The following is a 16,160-nucleotide window of genomic DNA, read 5'->3' on the forward strand; positions in this document are numbered from 1 at the left end:
AATGCACGGTAACGTAAATGAAATTTGCGCAAGGCTTCTCGATAGTTTTGAACCACAGCAGCGGATCAGCCTTCTGATCTGGACTGCTGAAGATGTCCATGACTGCACCAGTGATATGAACCTCACTGACGATGAGGCCGAAGCCGTTCTGGCAGAAATCGCGGAATGCAGTTCACACAGCCGTTATGGCGTCGGAAAAGATACCGTCTGGAGCCTGGCAAAGCAGGTGCGCGAAGATGCCGCCCGCGATCGAAAGATAGAGGTCAATGCCGAGGCGCTGCAAAAAGTCGTGGCGCTGGCGGCGCAGTTTATCCGGCTGGAAGAAATCCAGTCTGGTGAAGGAGCTGCACGCCGACTTTATCCGCAGGAGTCTGAGGCGCTGGAGTGCATCACGAAGGCGATTAACGGCTAATTCACGCAGTAACGCAGCGAACTTTCACGGTAGCGCCCCGACTGGCGCAGGAGGAAAAAACATGTCCCAGAATGAAGCCTATTACGACACGCTGGCCCTGATTGAAAAGGGGCAATGGTGTTTCGGCAGTATGGACGAAGAAAACGAAGAGCGGGCAATCAAGGCCGCTAAGGCGCTGGCGCTGTTTGCGCGCCTGAATGAGCAGGACTGCGACGGACACCCGGTTTCCGAAATCATCGTTGATTTTATCGCTAACCTGATGCACCTGGGGGAAGCGATAAATTTTCGTGTGCTCGATGAGGAAAGCGCGGTGATCCCGTTGGTCAGGATCGCAGCCGTACACTTTAACGCTGAAACAAAGTCATAGTAATCATGTGAATCAGAAGGGGGCAGGCGTGATCCTGCCCCCAAAAATGGACAGGGGAAAGAGTTCTCCCGCCTGAAAATATTCAGGCAGGCGGGAATATTTTGCTTGATTAATATGGCTCATTAGACGTATAATAATCACATCGAAAGGCAATCCGGTCTTTCGACGGTAGCGCCCCGACTGGCGCAGGAGTACAGAAAATGTCTACTGAACTGAATCAACCCGCCATCACTGCACGCATTATCCCCAATAACCGCCGCATGGCCTTTCTGCCACGCCTGTTCGGCGCCTGGTATCTCACAGGTGAGGCCGGTGTCTACAACCACGCACGTTCTCTCTGCGCCGATTATCAAGGCGGTTCCTGGGAGTTCGTCGAACTGTCTTGCGGTAGCGGCTTCATGTACCCACTGAGCGCAGAGCGCTTCACGGTATCGGTTAGCGGTAACTGGTTCGAAGGGGAACTGTCCGCAGAAGCTACCGGTATCGTGCTGACCCTGTTCACCCTGAACCACATGATCTGGCACGCACATGATGCCGGCTATGAGCACATCTGCGACATGCTGATCACCCAGCAGGAAAAGCTCAAATTATATGCCGACCAGCACGCCGAAGCCGGTTTGATTTACCGCGCGATTGACTGAAACGGCGGCCCCCGCGAGGGGGCCAATACTGACAGGGGGAAAAATGTTAACACTAACTGATATTCGCGCCAGCAATACGGTGCTGGTTACGGAATTTGGCGGCGTGCGTGCTGTGCATTTCTGTCTTCATGAAAAATTAAGCGGTAACGACAACGATCTGTGGTTTCCGCTTGCCAATGGGGCCGACCTGTTCGAGGCGCTGGAAAGCATTATGTGCATCAATTTTGCCGCTGCTAACGTTGTCTCGCTGGAGTTCCTGCGGCAGAACGGGAAGTGCAAAGACTACCGGATCACCTACAACAAGGCCAAATTCAAGCCATTAAGTTAGATATCTGGCATCATTAAATGTTCATATTTGAACAAAATTAAAATATAAAAATACGTCTAATGAGTTGATAAAATGGCTCATTAGACGTATAATTATTACATCGAAAGGCAGTTGAGTCTTTCGCGGTAGCGCCCCGACTGGCGAAGGAGTTGAAATGAAAGAAGCAGACCAAAAAAAAGTGAATGCCGTAATGGCAATTGCTGATTATCTCGGTGTAAAAAATCAAATCGAGGTGATCGAATACTCAGCCGAATCAGTGCAGGTTGAGTGGCGAAATCCTAAAACAAAACAGCTTATTCATCGTGATTACACTTTTGCAAATTCCTTTGTAAAAGACTTTGAAAAAGCTCTGAAATCGAACATGAAGTTTTACTGATAAAGAGGGGGAGAAATCCCCCTTAATCCTCCCATTTTTTACTGATAAACATCAAATATATGAGGTGTATTATGTGGAAACGTGGCGAAAACAAAGTGATTCTGATGGGGCGTTCTGGCAAAGATGCAGAACTGCGTTACACCCCAAACGGAACGGCCATTGCGAGCCTGACGCTGGCTACAGAAATCAGCTATAGCGACAACGAAGGGAAGGAGCAAAAAGAAACGGAATGGCATGATATTGTCATTTTTGGAAAGAAAGCCGAAGCAGCTGGGAAGTACTTCAAAAAGGGTATGATGCTGTATTTTGTCGGGCGCATTCGTAATAACAAATGGCAAGGGACAGACGGCAAAATGCGCAGCAATAAGGAAATTGTGATCGATAATAACGGCGAAATGCAGATGCTGCCGGGAGCTGGGCCACGTAACACCAGTGCAGAAGGCCAGGGAGGCATTGAAAATCATGATGAACCGCCGTTCCCGGATATGAATGATTACCCGCAGTGAGTATTTGAGTTAGAACGGCCCGCAGGACGCGGGCCGCCAATCCAGAGGGGGGAGTATGAATATCAGTGAACAATATCGGGTGGCGGTCGTCAGTACCGGCCATGTAAAAAAAGAAGACGCGGAACTACTGGACAAGGTCTGTAACGATGACTTGTCCGGTCAAGGTTTGTTCTGGATCGAGAAAAATCGCTATGGGTGGATATTGCGTATTTCTGCTACTGAACAATGGCGAGTGGAATTAACCAGGGCGGGGATCAGTGCAAGTGCTTTGGATAATATAGCCGCGTTAAATGGTGCCGGGTTCGACTGGATTTGGTTTGACCGGGATGCAGAACAGGTGCCAGAACTGACCGTTTGGGAGTGGTAAACCGGTTAAAAATATGCCTCGAAAAGGGGCATTTTTTACTTGCCTGTAATGGCTCATTAGACGTATAATAATCATGAAGTTTAAAAGCGGATATTGATTAAAACGCTCTGTAAATAACGTGGAGAGAATATTATGGCGACCTTATACCCTTTTGAGGTTTATACCCTTATTGTGTCAGAATTAATCGTAAGCCATTTTAATGATGTCGCTATGGTATATCCGGGAAGCGAAGAAATTAAAAAGAACTATGACAGTGAATTAAGTGCTGTACAGGTAGTTAATGGCATCAGAGAAAAACTGATTGAAGATGGTGTTATACAGTGCGAACAGTGCCCACTGCTATCCGAGTGGGATGAGAACAAGGTTATCAACCAGCTAATTAAAGATTACCGCCTGATTCTCAATCGTGACTATGAACTAAACCGTGTTCGTCAGCAGCTGGCCCCGGAGCTGATCGCACAGATAGAAAACTGGAAAGAGCAGAAGTATTCCGATTCTGCGAAGGAATACGAGGTGCTCTATGAAACCATCAACATCAACGGAAAGGAGGTTACAGGCAAACTAAACGTAGTTGCAGTAAGTCGCTTTGATGCTGTTTTCATCGTAGGGCAGCGTCACGCTAACGATAACTTTTTGGTTTTGGATGTGAAGGAGGTGATGAATCATTGAAATCCAGAAAAGGTGCCGGATTGCGCCAACAATCCGGCTGGGTAGGCAATTTAAATTGTGAGGTTCAAAATGCCGTTGTGGATTATACACTATGCTGAAGATGTCGCAAACGGAGTGCAAACAAAGTCGCATCCGATGAACGCAGCGCAATGGGATCACTTCCGTTTCTGGTTGGCAGTGTTCCGGCGGATTAAAGAAACCGCGATGTAATCTGTAACTGTCTCAGGGGCGCTGTATGCGCCCCTTTTTAATATCCGTGCCGGGACTCCTTTCCCTGTAAATTTATCGGGATCAAGGGCGGATCGTGGCCCTGAACGTGCGCACCATTGAGCGCTGCATCGCAGCGGAACCGGAAAATTTTTTCCGGCCAATGAGTGCCCTTGTCACCGGAACGGTGACAAGTATGCACGCAAAATTACACGAACAGGCAGCACCCATGCCCGGCCTGACAGGCCGGGAGCTATATCATAATGTGGGATGCTATATGTGAAAGGTGAAGGTTAATACTGCGGACCTGAAGCGTCAGAATTCTGACCGGTAGAGCCATTTTGTGTGCGCTGATCTTCGTCAACTCCAGTGATTTTTTTTCGGCTGTTGCTGGTTCTTTTTTTTCCAACTCGTCCGGCAGTAATGTCCTTGATATCACGTAATGTAACGTCTGAAAAACCCGCATCGTTGAGGAATTTCAGTATCTCTTTATCTTCATATCCTTTCGAATCTTTCAGCTTCTTAATGTCAGATTTAAGCTCATCGAGTACGTGCTTTTTCTCAAGCCTTTCTGACGTCACATCAGGCAAGTCGTCGAGAATGCTTTTGAATTTTCCGATGTCCTCACTGCTATAAAATGCTTTCTTTTTTGCAGGCATATGCCCTCCCAATAATGTCAAAATCGGCCATGCCGAACCGGAGAAAATCGATGAAGCTATTCGGGTGATTTTACATGATGCCCGGCACGATTCAATTGCTCTGCCTGCCAGGCCCTTCGCTGCTGGCTTTCAAACCTCGCCGATGGTAGAATTCAATGAGGTATTTAAGTACGGGACAAGATGTGTTTTTGGTACACCGCCGGCACGCCGGCAGTGACGCAAAAACGTCTTGGTCAGGGCAAGCCCCGACACCCCCTAACGAGGTTAGCTATTAGATGAGTCGTAGTGAGTCACGAAAAACAGATGCACAAATCCATTTCCGCTGCACAGCAGAAATTAAAGATGCATTGTCCAATAAGGCCCATGAAGCAGGGCTTAGTCTTAGTCAATATCTTATCAAATCTGGGCTTGGAAAGCGCATTCAATCGAAAGGTAATTACAATGCACTTGCCGCTCTTGTAAAGATAACAGCCCTTCAAAAACATCTGTTTAACGAAGGTGCCGGGGTTCATAGCAAGGAGTATTCAGAGATTCTGATCGAGGTCAAAAAGGCCGCACAGAAACTGCAACAGGAGATGGATGGTGATACCTAAAATCATTGAGGGCCGAAGGGACAAAAAGTCCAGCTTTGGTCAGCTGATTAAGTACATGGCAGACAAGCCGTCTCAGGAGTTGACTGATACAGTTCAGCCTACTCCTGAGACTGCTTTAGCTGTTAAATCGGATATGTTCGAAGGGTTAAACAATTACCTGACCCGTAAGCAGAAAGTGATCAGCACACCGGTGGATGTTGAGCCAGGTGTACAGCGAGTTGTGGTTGGTGATGTTACCTGCCAGTACAATACCTTCTCGCTCGATGGTGCAGCACAGGAAATGAATTCAGTTTCTCAGCAAAGCACACGCTGTAAAGATCCAGTTATGCACTATGTTCTCTCATGGCCTGACTATGAAAAGCCGAATGATGATCAGGTTTTCGATTCAGTGAAGTTTACACTGGCATCGATGGGCATGTCCGATCACCAGTATGTTGCTGCCATCCACCGGGATACAGATAACCTGCATGTGCATGTTGCTGTCAACCGCATCAATCCCCAGACATATAAAGCAGCCTCATCGAGCTTTACCAAAGACACACTTCACCAGGCGTGCCGCTTACTGGAATTGAAGAATGGTTGGTCCCATTCAAACGGTGCATATGTGGTTAATGACCGTCAACAGATTGTCCGGAACCCTCACAGCAAGAAAGAGCGAGGCAACTGGCGCTCACTCGATCGCATCAACAAGATGGAGAATAAAGAGGGTGTTGAAACGCTCTATCGCTATATCGTTGGTGATGAACAGGTAGGCGGTAGTCGTCAAAACTTGATCCATGTTTCAGCTGGGCTTCGTGAAGCCAAAAGCTGGGATGATGTGCATAAGACATTTGCAGGCATCGGTCTTCGTGTCGAAAAAGCACAGGGGAAAAAGGGCTACGTAATTACCCACGAACATCAAAACCAGAAGACGGCTGTTAAGGCGAGTCTGGTATTTAACAAGGCACAATATACCCTGAAGTCGATGGAAGAGCGCTTTGGTGAATACCAGCCTTCACATATTGAACCGGCCAAAGTATCGGTATTTAAAACTGCATATACCCCTGGTGCTTATCGTCGAGATGCCAATAAACGTCTGCAGCGTAAAATTGAGCGCGCAGAAGAAAGAATGCTTCTCAAGGGTCGCTATCGCGCCTACCGGAACAATTTACCGATATATTCTCCGGATAAAGATCGCATCGCCGATGAATACCGGAAAATTGCCCAACATACCCGGTTGGTGAAAAATAACGTCCGGCATTCTGTTTCAGATCCTCATACCAGAAAGCTGATGTACAACCTGGCAGAGTTCAAACGCCTGCAGGCGGTTGCCAATCTGCGTCTTAGCTTGCGTGAAGAACGCAACGGTTTCAGGGCGGCTAACCCACGGCTTTCTTACCGAGAGTGGGTCGAACAGGAAGCACTGAAGGGTGATAAGGCAGCGCTCAGCCAAATGAGGGGCTTTGCCTATTCCTCCAGGAAGAAGGAGAAGTATAAACAGCAGCTGGTTGAGCAGATCGGGTTCAACCGTACCTTTAACGCCATCACCAGTCATGATCGTGATGATGTGGCCGTAATGGCCTCAGCACGTCATGGTGTCAAGCCACGGCTTTTGAAAGACGGTACTGTTATCTTTGAGCGCGACGGTAAACCAGTAGCGGCTGATCGTGGTCACATTGTGCTGACAGAAAGTAATGGAATCGACAAAGAGAAAACGGCTGACCTTGCAATTGCATTAACGATTGCTGGTAAAGCCAAATCTGTTCGTGTTGATGGTGACGGCGAGTTTAAGGAACTGTGCTGTAATCGTATCGTCGATGCAGCTGTGAACCACAATCACCCTGTCGCGCAGGGCATTACCTTCACAGATGCCGCTCAGCAGGCGTATGCTCAAAACGAGAAACATCGTTTGATTCGTGAGCAAAATAATAGTAAAAATGAAATGCAATTAAGAAGTGAAAGCGACGACAAATTCAATCCGAAGTAAAATGGAGTAAGAAATGAAAATCAAAATGCAAACGGTCCTCGCGGCCGTTTCTTTGTTAGCTCTTGCCGGTTGTGCCTCTCAAAGCGAAAAGGAAAAACAAATCTCTGCACAGCAGCTGGTAGATCAGGAATTGCGTGAGCAAGCCATTAAGATAAAACTCGCACAGGATGAGCTTTACCAGGCTGGAGCCATTAACAGGACCCGTTACAAATTCCCTACCATTATCAATGCAAACAGTCAGTATGTTCGTGTGAGCTGGCAGGGTGATGCTTACGAATTACTGGAGCAACTGGCTAAACAGCGTGGCCTTCAATTCACCAGTCAGGGGATCAAGTTACCGCTTCCACTCAATATCGATGTTGGTGGTTCGAAGGTTACGTTTGAACAGTTGCTGACCCTGATCCGACAACAAACGCAGTACCGTGCCACCATCAACCAGAAACCCGGTGAACTGCAGCTGCTTTACCTCACACCATCGAAGAAAGGTTCATTCCTCAGAGGGACCCGCCCATGAAACTTAAACTGATCGTGCTTTTGACGTTACCGCTGCTTGCTGCGAACGTTGCACGCGCGGACGACTCCGATGTTAAAGGCCTGGATTACTACATGGACCCGCCAAGCCAAAGTGACGATGAGGCCGATGTTACTGGCAGTATGCTAAACGACGCAGCGCACACCATAGGATTTCGCGGCGGTAAGGCAGAACGCGCTAAAGAAATTCGCGCCGCGCTGGAAAATCAGCGCAGCAACCTTGATTACATGTATTCGTTCCAGCCGCTGATCTCTTCTGAAGGCTACCTGCCACCGGTCATTGCTGAAGCTAAAGACGTTGCACACATTACCAATGAGCAAATCCGAACGGCCAACCGTGCCTACGACATTGTTGTGCCGGCACGCTTTGTCAGTAACCCACCGACCTGGAAAAGCTATCTTCTGACCGGATTGATGGCGCAGCGGATCGAATTGCCTGAACCGGCGGCGATGCCGAAAGACGGCAAACAACGTGATATCTGGAAAAAGGCTGTCGCGCTGGGCTGGTCTGACGGCCGCCAAAAAGCTGATGAGATATTCACTGCTAATTTCAATCGCCTCACACGGGATTACACCGGCATGTTGCGCTACAGCACGCTACTGCAGCAGGGCATGATAAAGGCTCCAGTTATCACACAGCAGCAGCAAACAGTTACAGGGGATAAAAACCGTCTCATGCTGGGTGATAAAACGAAACGTATGAAGCAGCAAGCTGAGTTTGACATCAACAAACGCAGCTGGAAACCGACCATACGTTGAGGGGCAGTAGATGGAAGCATTCAATTTTGGTCCAACGCTGACGCCACAGACGCTGGAACGTTTTCTCGTACACTGCTCTAACAATGAAGTGTCCGATATCTTGTTGCAGGGTGGGGATAAGATCTGGGTAGAACGTCATGGGCGCCAGCTGCCCATGACAGATTACCCAATCGACACCCTGGAGCTGGAACGCACCGTTGATAAGGTGTTCGGGCAGGAGATCAAAGGGATACTGAAAAGCGCTGCGGTTGTTAATACCGCTATCCAGCTACGAGGTGATGAAGCGGGCACGATTGGACTCGGCCGCGGCGAAACGCGCCGGTTCCGTGCGAACTTCACTCAGGCCGATATTTATAAAACAGAAGCGGCAATGTCTCTGACACTCCGTGTTCTGAATGAGTTTATTCCTCAGCTTAAACAAATGGGCATTGAGCCTGAGCTGTTTAATTCTCTGTTGCCGGCTTCCGGCCTCGGACTGATTTGCGGTGAAACGGGATCGGGTAAGTCAACCCTGATGGCCAGCATCTTCCAGTATTGCGGTGAAACGTACCAGGACCGGAAAATCATCACGGTTGAAGATCCCATCGAATATCGCCTGGGAAGTAGAGACTGGATTGCGCCGGCGCCGGCACAGTCACAGATTGGGCGTGATATAGATTCCTTCCACAATTTTATCACTCTCTCCGGGTTACGTCGTTCTCCGAAGATTATGGGGGTTGGTGAGCTCCTTAACCGCCTGTCATTTGAAGCTGCTGTGCTGGCAGGTAAATCAGGCCATTTTTGTCTCGGAACACTGCACGTCAAAACGGTCGGAGAGGCCATTTCCCGATCATTGCAGAACTATCCGCCGGAAATGCGTGAAGCTGCCGCCTTTGACCTGCTGAGTATCCTTTCGTACATCATCGTGCAACGCTTGCTTAAAACAAAAGATGGCCGGCGCAAGGCTGTCCGTGAATATCTCGTCATTGATAACAGCCTGCGCCGCAAACTCTATGACGTTGATTACAGCAAGTGGGGCCGCTACATCGACGACCTGTTGATCGCTGAAAACCGCAGTCTGATTCAGAACTCCTGGGTAATGCACCAGGAAGGTTTGATCGACGAAGCGGAAGTCATCGAGGTCGCAGGATATATGGACTATCTGGCGTTAAAAGAGGGCAAGTATGGACATTAACAAATGGCGTTATGCCGGCCGGCCACTGACGGTTTTTGGTGTGCCTGTTATCTCGTTTCTTGTGTACTTCATCTGGTTTCCGTTCCCGTCAGTAAAAACCTTTGTTATCTGCACCTGTGTGGTTCTCTTTTACTTTCTGCTGGCCATGATGGGCTACACGTTACCGGTGCTGTACCAGGTCATTCTCCGGGTTATCCGCGGGAAAAAACTTACCGGGCGGCCGTGGTGGTACCGGCGCTCTCAGCGATAACACATAACTACAGGGGTAGACAGTATGGCGAAACCTGAAATTGCAACTGAAAGAACCCGTCTGAGTATTCCCTTTGACGATCGCCAACGTGCAATACGTGCGGCCGGCAAACTGGCTGATGGCAGTAATGCTCTGGACTACGTGAAGGAAGAAAAGGTGTGGTATGCACAGCCGGGGGCCAACCTGAGCCGGCTGAAAGAGTGGATTTTTGACCCCAATAAGGTGATCGAAGAACCGCCCCTGGATATTCAGGCCATTGAAGATGAATTTACGGCGTGGCTTGAAGAGCGCGGTGCCATTATCAAAGACCCCATAGAGTTCGATGGCCAGAAGCATTATGTCGATACAGTGGACGGTAAAGCTGGTTCAAGAAAGGGGGTGTATGCCGCTTTCCTGGATGGCCGGCCTGCAGGGTGGTACAGGGACTATAAGAACGGTGGTGAAATTCAGAAATGGGTATCTACCGGCGCAGCCCCTAACCCTGAACAAATGGCCATGCTCCGTGCTGATGCTGCGGCAAGGCGTGAACAAAGAGCTGCAGCGCAAGCGGATAAGTTTGATCAGACCGCTAACCGGTTGATGGAAGAATATAACCGGCTTCCGGATGCCACGGGAGATCTGGCATACCTGAAAAACAAACAGGTCATTGCCGCTAACGGCCTTAAAGCTGATGAGCGGGGCAACGTTGTGATCCCCCTGTTTAATGCTGATGGCGAGTTCAGGACCCTTGAGCGCATCTGGTCCGACGGTAGTAAACACCTTGAAAAAGACGGCCAGGCATGGGGGAGTTTTTTCGTTGTGGGTGGCCAACTGAAGGATGGTGACAACCTGCTTTATGCCGAGGGATATGCGACAGCAGCCAGTATCAGCGAAGCCATCAATCAGCCTGTGATCATGACGGTTAATGCCGGCAACATGGTGGGAGTTGCTGGCCGCCTGAAAGACGCCTTTCCAAACAGCACTCATTACTTCCTTGCTGACAATGACATTTATAAAGACGAGAACGTTGGACTAGAAAAAGCGACAGAAGCTGCAGAGCTGACTGCCGGCCATGTTCTGGTCCCTGCCTTTAGCAACCCGAAAGAAGGGCTTACAGACTACAACGATTTGCATGTCTCTGAAGGGCTGGAGCAAGTCAGATTGCAGGTAGAAGGAGCCATTAATCAAATAAACAGGGTAGACACTATGCCGACTGATAACCCGAACATTACTGACGTTAATCACAGCTCGACTGACAGCGCTGCCGTTGCAGCCCCTGAAAATGCCGCGCCGGTGGCCAGCGCCCCTGCAGCTGCTGAACCGGTGGAAGCCGCGCCGGTGGCCAGCGCCCCTGCAGCTGCCGAACCGGAGGAAGCCGCGCCGGTGGCCAGCGCTCCCGCAGCTGCCGAACCGGAGGAAACCGCACCGGTGGCCAGCGCCCCCGCAGCTGCCGAACCGGAGGAAACCGCACCGGTGGCCAGCGCCCCCGCAGCTGCCGAACCGGAGGAAACCGCGCCGGTGGCCAGCGCCCCCGCAGCTGCCGAACCGGAGGAAACCGCGCCGGTGGCCAGCGCCCCTGCAGCTGCTGAACCGGAATACGCCGCACCAACAGATCGAGACGGTGATGATGAAAAGAGTAATAGCGCCAGTGATCTTGAGGCGTATGCCGCTATGATGGCCTTTGGCGGTGAAACAACTGACACCGCTCAGCAAAAGCCTGAAGGGATAGCGCCCAGCGAACCTGTAGCTAATACCGCCCCGGCTGAAAATGAAACCGAGGAGAAGAAGAAAAAAACAAACGAAGAACTGGAAAACGGCATACGCTGGGCAACCAACGATAATGCAGAAACGCCCCCAAAAGAACGTATAGACCTGGAAGGGTTAATTGCCCGGTTTGGGTACAGAGCAGAGAAAGACTATACGGCGTATACGCTTGATGGGCAGGATGCGTTTTACGATTACGGCTCACATCTGCGTATGGCTACCCCTGAAGCCAGCCAGAGTGACGAGATGATCCTGGCGGCCGTTCTTACCGCGGATAAGCAACATCATCGTGGTATTGAAATCACCGGCAGTGACGAATTTAAAGAGCGAGTGTTTAACCTTATCAGTGAATACAACATTGAGGTGAAACTGACTAACCCAGAACAAAGGGTTAAATTGCTCGAACTCAAAAAAGCAAATGAAACAGCAAAAGAAACGGCAAAAGAAAATGTTGCTGATTCAAAAGCGAATAAGCAGGAAGGGGTAAACGAAAAGGCAAATTCATCAGTTCAGCAAAATGGAATGCGCTGGGAAGAATCGGCCTCTGTACAACCGAAGAAGCAGAATGCATCTGATACTCAAAAGGAAGATAAAGCTGCGGGTGAATCCTGGGAGAAAGGCGTTATCGTCGCGCATGGACGTGCTAAGTATGAGTGGAAAGATGATGAATCCATGAACTACTTTGTCACCCTCAAAAATGAACATGGAGAGAAGACACTCTGGGGGAAAGACCTTGAGAGAGCGGTTAAAGATGCTGGTGTAGACACCGAACGTCTTGTTACGGTCAGAAAGCTGGGATTTGTGGATGTTGAGGTGAATGCACCTGTCCGTGATGAAAGCAACAAGATCGTTCGTTATGAAACTATCCAGACCAAACGTAATGAGTGGGAAGTAAAACCTGTATACCCACAGCCAACAGCAGGGAATGAACAGGCCTATAAGCCTTCTGAACTGGTTCCGTATGATGCTGCAACCTTCCAGAAGCTCCGCACAACAATTCAGCAGATTACCGGTGTTGATCTCAGCCGTGAGGCCGTGCCTGAAAAAGAACTGTATTGGTTCCTGCCGAATGGTAAGCCAGCTCCTGAAAGCATGACAAAACCCACAGGCTATAAACTCCCTCAAGAGTCAAAAACCGCGGGTACACCTTTGCTGGTCGCACCGCATAAAAAAGGCGAACGACCTGATTATTACCTTGTTGAGTCTCGTAAAGGATTCATGCAGGGGATCGCAAAGGATAAGGAATCTGGCGAGTACCATAGCGTAATTGGTAAAGTGAACAAGCGTATTGATAAAGATGGAAACTGGAAAACGTATATGACACTTTCAGCAATCAATAAAAATTCTGAAAGTGGAATTGTTTTGCACGGATACGGCCATGTTGATCAGGGGGGTAAAAACCTGCTTTACAAAAACACAATTGCAAATGAAAAACAGCCTCAGCATTTACAACCGGCCTCAGATGAGGTAAAAAACAAAACAGTAATGAAGCAGCTTTTTCATCCTTCTAATGCTGCAAAAAGAAAAGATGATGAAAGGAGAGAACAGACTCATGCACCAGTCGCAAAGTCAGCGCCTCGGCCATAAAACAAAAACCCTACTCGTAGCAGTAGGGTTTTCCTGCATTTCTGTGAGCTCATTTGCAGCCACACAGACCTGTGCAGCATACGAACTGGCAAAAGCTGGTGCTGATGCTGCCTATAAACAGGAGGTTGAACGGATTAACAACGCCGCTAAAAGTGAATCCAGTACATCTGATTCTCTCGGACAGTGCCTGGGGTCGCTATCGGTATCACTAAAAATCCCTCAGTTTCCGTCTATCAGCGACATCATTGATAAGGTGAAGGATGAGGTATGCAATACGGTTAAATCGAAGATTAATGAGAAGTGGGGGAGCCTGACTAATACGACGCTGGACCCGTGGTCAACGATTTCATCCCGACTGCCAGATACGTCAGGTATCCTGCCCAACGCATCTTCTAAGAATGTGCAATTAAACAATCCGGCAGCTGCGAGTGGAAGTGGTGAGGATGCAAACAGTGATGCATTCCCGTTCCATTTGTAACTACCGGAAGAGTCCTTTCGGGATTTTATCGAATAGCTTGCCGGTTCGTATTTCAACGCGGCGGTGTTCCGCCGCGGTTAGTAAACGCATAAATTCTGTGGCAGGTAGAACATCACGTTTTGAGTCTACATACGTATCAAGCGAATCTTCATTCATGAAACGTCTGACAGTATGCAGCCAGTCTTCAGCTGATTTCATATTTTTTGAGCTCATCGTCGCTCATCTCGGCAAACGCTGCAGGTCGGCGACCTTTTCCTGTCCAGGTTATGGACTTTCCATCAACTTCGATCCGGTACTTCACTTTTCCAAAAGTGGATTTACTTTTCGTGGACGGACCAAAGAGATTTTCGAAGATCTGGAGAGCTTCATCAGCCGTAATATTGTGTTCTTCCATGAACCGCTTTGTGGCTGCGGCTTTCTCTTCAGTGGCCTTCTGTTCTTCCTTAAATTTCTCGATCATTCCCTGTGCAATGTCGGACCACATATTAATGAGTTGCTCAAGGTTTTCTGGCGGAATTTTGCGCAAAACGGCGGTGGCTTTTCGTCGTTCGCACATGATAACTGCACAGGATTCGTAATCATTATGTTCGCTCATGTATACCTCATTGTTCATTAACGATCTGCGTGATTTTCTAACACAAACTTTTGAAAAGAGAAACTCTATGAAAACACAAAATGGTGAAAATATTATGGATCAAACTGACTCGGATCAAAACTCAGTCGTTGATGATGACAGCAACGCCCTTGCTCCAGCTCTTGCTGAAGAGAGTAACCGAACGGTGCAAGAAATCGTATCGAAACATGGTTTAAAAGTAATTTTGATTCAGACGCTAATCATATTAGTCGCAATCATTATCATCGGTCTTCAGGGTTACTGGCTTCACCAGAAAAAAACCAAATATATTGCAACGAATGGGGGCATGATCACGGAAGTACACCCAACCGATGAACCGGCTTACACAGCGGAAGAGGTGATGGACTTTGCCAACCGTACAATGATCAAATCGCTTTCGCTGAACTTTGTGAATTACGAAAACCAATTAACCAGCGTCCGTGGCGATTTTAGCGCTGAGGGGTACGTTAGTTTCCGTAAAGCGCTGACCGATAGTGGACTGCTGAAAGATATCAGTGAAAAACGTCTGAACGTAAAACTTTCCACAACACCAGGAACCCTGATCACGGAAGGTCTTATCCGTGGCACCAAAACCTATGCCTGGCAATACCGTATTCCGGTGACTGTTCAGCTTGTTGGTCAGGCTCAGGACTACAGACCACAACCTTACGATTTGATGGTTCAGGTACGCCGCGTCAAAGAAGACGAAGATCCACGGGGTATTCAAGTAGCGCAGGCCATTCTCAAACCCCGGAACTACTGAGGTCAATCATGAAGATTAAACTGTTAACTGTACTTATGGCCGCACTGTTTTCGGCAAATTCTGTATCTGCAGCTGATGCACCGACTGGTAATGGAGCGCCGCAGCAAACGGCGCCAGCTGTGCCTGGTGGTGATATTGCTCAATGGCAGCAGGCCAGTTCCGGGTTGCCCGTAAATCAGCAGTCACAGGTGCAACAGCCACCACAGCAAACAGCACAGGAACAAGGTCAGCAGCAGGCGCAAGGCCAACAACCACAGGCACAGCCCCAACAGCAGCCAACTACTGCACTGCCTCCTGCACCCATGCCGCAGATTCCTCCACCACAGCAGCAGGTTACTCATGTTAATCCGCAGACACTGGAAGAGTTACCTGCACCTGTTCTGCAGCAGATCCAGCCTATTACCCCTGGTCAGGTGCGGTCTGCCCGCAGCGCAATGGAAGATATGAGCGCGGCGGCCAAAACCTCACCATTAACGCCGATCCCACGAATTTCAAGCCAGACGGTATCACTGTCAGCTGGTGCATCCATTCCGCAGGTACGGGTATTTCCAAACCAGGCAACGACAGTGACGTTTTCAGATGCAACCGGACACCCCTGGGTATTAGGTGCCCCTCCATATAATTCGAGTCCCTGTGCTTCTGGTGGTGAACTGTGTGTTGGCTATATTCCAGGATCGGCGGTATTCACAATCCAGCCTACCAATGCCTATGCCAGCGGGAACATCACAGTGCTTCTGAAGGGGCTGGCCACGCCGGTCATTATTAACGTGAAGGGGGCAGAACCCTCCGTTAAATCAAAAACCGTTGATGTTGATTATCGTCTGGATCTCCGTATCCCGAAGCGCAGTCCTGACACACCGGTTTATACCGCTACGCCTGAGAAAAAAATCTCACTGTATGACAAGCAGCTGCAGAGCGTGCTCGATGGCATCCCGCCTGAAGATGCTCAGCGGTTGAAACTTAAAAACGCGCCAGGGAGTACCAAAGTCTGGCAGATCGGTGATGAGCTCTACGTCAGAAGTAACATGCAGCTGCAGGATGAGTTTGAAAAAACGCTTTCCGCTATCGATGGCACACATGTTTACGTGCTGCCGGCAACACCAGTGCTGACTTTTTCTGTTAATGGTCAGGCGCGTGACGTTGAAGTTGAGCTGAATTAAGGGGAACGACG

21 protein-coding genes are annotated in these 16,160 nt (G+C 49.1%); 18 read left to right on the forward strand and 3 right to left on the reverse strand.

All coding sequences use genetic code 11. The features are described from left to right. Nucleotide 1: 1 nt before the first annotated feature. The 8 genes from ACSVHP_RS20810 (at nt 2) to ACSVHP_RS20845 (ending at nt 3,666) form a co-directional block, all read left to right on the forward strand. Nucleotides 2–412 (forward strand): DUF1380 family protein, encoded by a 411-nt coding sequence (locus ACSVHP_RS20810; protein ID WP_004206915.1) that lies wholly within the window; start codon nt 2–4, stop codon nt 410–412. Nucleotides 413–473: 61 nt separating this feature from the next. After that, nucleotides 474–779 carry a hypothetical protein gene (locus tag ACSVHP_RS20815; RefSeq protein ID WP_004187339.1) on the forward strand — a complete coding sequence of 102 codons (306 nt, stop codon included), beginning with the start codon at nt 474–476 and terminating at the stop codon, nt 777–779. A gap of 200 nt (nt 780–979) precedes the next feature. Then, the gene (locus ACSVHP_RS20820; protein ID WP_004206916.1) at nt 980–1,420 is read left to right on the forward strand and encodes an antirestriction protein; all 441 of its coding nucleotides are present in this window, start codon (nt 980–982) and stop codon (nt 1,418–1,420) included. A 43-nt stretch (nt 1,421–1,463) separates the two neighbouring features. Further along, nucleotides 1,464–1,748 carry a hypothetical protein gene (locus tag ACSVHP_RS20825; protein ID WP_004206917.1) on the forward strand — a complete coding sequence of 95 codons (285 nt, stop codon included), beginning with the start codon at nt 1,464–1,466 and terminating at the stop codon, nt 1,746–1,748. A gap of 154 nt (nt 1,749–1,902) precedes the next feature. Beyond that, nucleotides 1,903–2,124 carry a hypothetical protein gene (locus ACSVHP_RS20830; protein WP_004206918.1) on the forward strand — a complete coding sequence of 74 codons (222 nt, stop codon included), beginning with the start codon at nt 1,903–1,905 and terminating at the stop codon, nt 2,122–2,124. 71 nt (nt 2,125–2,195) lie between these two features. Next, nucleotides 2,196–2,630: a single-stranded DNA-binding protein gene (locus tag ACSVHP_RS20835; RefSeq protein WP_004206919.1), complete on the forward strand. Its 435-nt coding sequence runs from the start codon at nt 2,196–2,198 to the stop codon at nt 2,628–2,630. A 55-nt stretch (nt 2,631–2,685) separates the two neighbouring features. Next, nucleotides 2,686–2,997, forward strand: coding sequence for a DUF5983 family protein (locus ACSVHP_RS20840; RefSeq protein WP_004187333.1), 312 nt, complete (start codon nt 2,686–2,688; stop codon nt 2,995–2,997). A 132-nt stretch (nt 2,998–3,129) separates the two neighbouring features. Beyond that, the gene (locus ACSVHP_RS20845; protein ID WP_004206920.1) at nt 3,130–3,666 is read left to right on the forward strand and encodes a hypothetical protein; all 537 of its coding nucleotides are present in this window, start codon (nt 3,130–3,132) and stop codon (nt 3,664–3,666) included. A gap of 500 nt (nt 3,667–4,166) precedes the next feature. On the opposite strand, the gene ACSVHP_RS20850 is transcribed toward ACSVHP_RS20845, so the two are convergent. Next, nucleotides 4,167–4,532: a hypothetical protein gene (locus tag ACSVHP_RS20850; protein ID WP_004206922.1), complete on the reverse strand. Its 366-nt coding sequence runs from the start codon at nt 4,530–4,532 to the stop codon at nt 4,167–4,169. A 275-nt stretch (nt 4,533–4,807) separates the two neighbouring features. On the opposite strand from ACSVHP_RS20850, the gene mobA reads away from it, so the two are divergent. From mobA to ACSVHP_RS20890, 8 genes are read left to right on the forward strand one after another with little or no spacing between them, the layout of a single operon-like run. Further along, nucleotides 4,808–5,125: a plasmid mobilization protein MobA gene (mobA, locus tag ACSVHP_RS20855; protein ID WP_004206923.1), complete on the forward strand. Its 318-nt coding sequence runs from the start codon at nt 4,808–4,810 to the stop codon at nt 5,123–5,125. Further along, nucleotides 5,112–7,091 carry a TraI/MobA(P) family conjugative relaxase gene (gene traI, locus ACSVHP_RS20860; protein WP_004206924.1) on the forward strand — a complete coding sequence of 660 codons (1,980 nt, stop codon included), beginning with the start codon at nt 5,112–5,114 and terminating at the stop codon, nt 7,089–7,091. Before mobA ends, traI begins: the two co-directional genes overlap by 14 nt. A 13-nt stretch (nt 7,092–7,104) precedes the next feature. Next, on the forward strand, nt 7,105–7,605 hold the full coding sequence (locus ACSVHP_RS20865; RefSeq protein ID WP_004206925.1) for a DotD/TraH family lipoprotein: 501 nt from the start codon (nt 7,105–7,107) through the stop codon (nt 7,603–7,605). Further along, nucleotides 7,602–8,381 carry a type IV secretory system conjugative DNA transfer family protein gene (locus tag ACSVHP_RS20870; protein WP_004187315.1) on the forward strand — a complete coding sequence of 260 codons (780 nt, stop codon included), beginning with the start codon at nt 7,602–7,604 and terminating at the stop codon, nt 8,379–8,381. The genes ACSVHP_RS20865 and ACSVHP_RS20870 overlap by 4 nt, the downstream gene beginning before the upstream one ends. A 10-nt stretch (nt 8,382–8,391) precedes the next feature. Further along, the gene (gene traJ / locus ACSVHP_RS20875) at nt 8,392–9,555 is read left to right on the forward strand and encodes a plasmid transfer ATPase TraJ (RefSeq protein ID WP_045342066.1); all 1,164 of its coding nucleotides are present in this window, start codon (nt 8,392–8,394) and stop codon (nt 9,553–9,555) included. Next, nucleotides 9,545–9,805: an IcmT/TraK family protein gene (gene icmT, locus ACSVHP_RS20880; protein ID WP_004187310.1), complete on the forward strand. Its 261-nt coding sequence runs from the start codon at nt 9,545–9,547 to the stop codon at nt 9,803–9,805. The genes traJ and icmT overlap by 11 nt, the downstream gene beginning before the upstream one ends. A gap of 24 nt (nt 9,806–9,829) precedes the next feature. Beyond that, the gene (locus ACSVHP_RS20885; RefSeq protein WP_220178452.1) at nt 9,830–13,135 is read left to right on the forward strand and encodes an LPD7 domain-containing protein; all 3,306 of its coding nucleotides are present in this window, start codon (nt 9,830–9,832) and stop codon (nt 13,133–13,135) included. After that, complete coding sequence (locus tag ACSVHP_RS20890) at nt 13,101–13,613, forward strand: hypothetical protein (protein WP_011091071.1); 513 nt, start codon at nt 13,101–13,103, stop codon at nt 13,611–13,613. Before ACSVHP_RS20885 ends, ACSVHP_RS20890 begins: the two co-directional genes overlap by 35 nt. On the opposite strand, the gene ACSVHP_RS20895 is transcribed toward ACSVHP_RS20890, so the two are convergent. Together ACSVHP_RS20895 and ACSVHP_RS20900 are read right to left on the reverse strand one after the other, a co-directional pair. Then, the gene (locus tag ACSVHP_RS20895; RefSeq protein ID WP_305953721.1) at nt 13,614–13,826 is read right to left on the reverse strand and encodes an Hha/YmoA family nucleoid-associated regulatory protein; all 213 of its coding nucleotides are present in this window, start codon (nt 13,824–13,826) and stop codon (nt 13,614–13,616) included. Further along, the gene (locus tag ACSVHP_RS20900; RefSeq protein WP_004187465.1) at nt 13,798–14,208 is read right to left on the reverse strand and encodes an H-NS family nucleoid-associated regulatory protein; all 411 of its coding nucleotides are present in this window, start codon (nt 14,206–14,208) and stop codon (nt 13,798–13,800) included. Before ACSVHP_RS20900 ends, ACSVHP_RS20895 begins: the two co-directional genes overlap by 29 nt. Nucleotides 14,209–14,275: 67 nt before the next feature. Here ACSVHP_RS20900 and ACSVHP_RS20905 point away from each other — a divergent pair, with 67 nt between their 5' ends. Continuing rightward, nucleotides 14,276–14,989 (forward strand): DotI/IcmL family type IV secretion protein, encoded by a 714-nt coding sequence (locus ACSVHP_RS20905; RefSeq protein ID WP_223294958.1) that lies wholly within the window; start codon nt 14,276–14,278, stop codon nt 14,987–14,989. Between the two features lie 8 nt (nt 14,990–14,997). Beyond that, entirely contained in the window at nt 14,998–16,149 is a 1,152-nt protein-coding gene (locus ACSVHP_RS20910; RefSeq protein ID WP_015062843.1) for a DotH/IcmK family type IV secretion protein, read from the forward strand. Nucleotides 16,150–16,160: the final 11 nt, after the last annotated feature.

The organism is Enterobacter sp. 186315 (assembly GCF_053290175.1).

Coding starts and splice junctions, on each gene's coding strand:
- ACSVHP_RS20810 (WP_004206915.1), top strand. CDS start 2: ATGCACGGTAACGTAAATGAAATTTGCGCAAGGCTTCTCGATAGTTTT.
- ACSVHP_RS20815 (WP_004187339.1), top strand. CDS start 474: ATGTCCCAGAATGAAGCCTATTACGACACGCTGGCCCTGATTGAAAAG.
- ACSVHP_RS20820 (WP_004206916.1), top strand. CDS start 980: ATGTCTACTGAACTGAATCAACCCGCCATCACTGCACGCATTATCCCC.
- ACSVHP_RS20825 (WP_004206917.1), top strand. CDS start 1,464: ATGTTAACACTAACTGATATTCGCGCCAGCAATACGGTGCTGGTTACG.
- ACSVHP_RS20830 (WP_004206918.1), top strand. CDS start 1,903: ATGAAAGAAGCAGACCAAAAAAAAGTGAATGCCGTAATGGCAATTGCT.
- ACSVHP_RS20835 (WP_004206919.1), top strand. CDS start 2,196: ATGTGGAAACGTGGCGAAAACAAAGTGATTCTGATGGGGCGTTCTGGC.
- ACSVHP_RS20840 (WP_004187333.1), top strand. CDS start 2,686: ATGAATATCAGTGAACAATATCGGGTGGCGGTCGTCAGTACCGGCCAT.
- ACSVHP_RS20845 (WP_004206920.1), top strand. CDS start 3,130: ATGGCGACCTTATACCCTTTTGAGGTTTATACCCTTATTGTGTCAGAA.
- ACSVHP_RS20850 (WP_004206922.1), bottom strand. CDS start 4,532: ATGCCTGCAAAAAAGAAAGCATTTTATAGCAGTGAGGACATCGGAAAA.
- mobA (WP_004206923.1), top strand. CDS start 4,808: ATGAGTCGTAGTGAGTCACGAAAAACAGATGCACAAATCCATTTCCGC.
- traI (WP_004206924.1), top strand. CDS start 5,112: ATGGTGATACCTAAAATCATTGAGGGCCGAAGGGACAAAAAGTCCAGC.
- ACSVHP_RS20865 (WP_004206925.1), top strand. CDS start 7,105: ATGAAAATCAAAATGCAAACGGTCCTCGCGGCCGTTTCTTTGTTAGCT.
- ACSVHP_RS20870 (WP_004187315.1), top strand. CDS start 7,602: ATGAAACTTAAACTGATCGTGCTTTTGACGTTACCGCTGCTTGCTGCG.
- traJ (WP_045342066.1), top strand. CDS start 8,392: ATGGAAGCATTCAATTTTGGTCCAACGCTGACGCCACAGACGCTGGAA.
- icmT (WP_004187310.1), top strand. CDS start 9,545: ATGGACATTAACAAATGGCGTTATGCCGGCCGGCCACTGACGGTTTTT.
- ACSVHP_RS20885 (WP_220178452.1), top strand. CDS start 9,830: ATGGCGAAACCTGAAATTGCAACTGAAAGAACCCGTCTGAGTATTCCC.
- ACSVHP_RS20890 (WP_011091071.1), top strand. CDS start 13,101: ATGCACCAGTCGCAAAGTCAGCGCCTCGGCCATAAAACAAAAACCCTA.
- ACSVHP_RS20895 (WP_305953721.1), bottom strand. CDS start 13,826: ATGAGCTCAAAAAATATGAAATCAGCTGAAGACTGGCTGCATACTGTC.
- ACSVHP_RS20900 (WP_004187465.1), bottom strand. CDS start 14,208: ATGAGCGAACATAATGATTACGAATCCTGTGCAGTTATCATGTGCGAA.
- ACSVHP_RS20905 (WP_223294958.1), top strand. CDS start 14,276: ATGAAAACACAAAATGGTGAAAATATTATGGATCAAACTGACTCGGAT.
- ACSVHP_RS20910 (WP_015062843.1), top strand. CDS start 14,998: ATGAAGATTAAACTGTTAACTGTACTTATGGCCGCACTGTTTTCGGCA.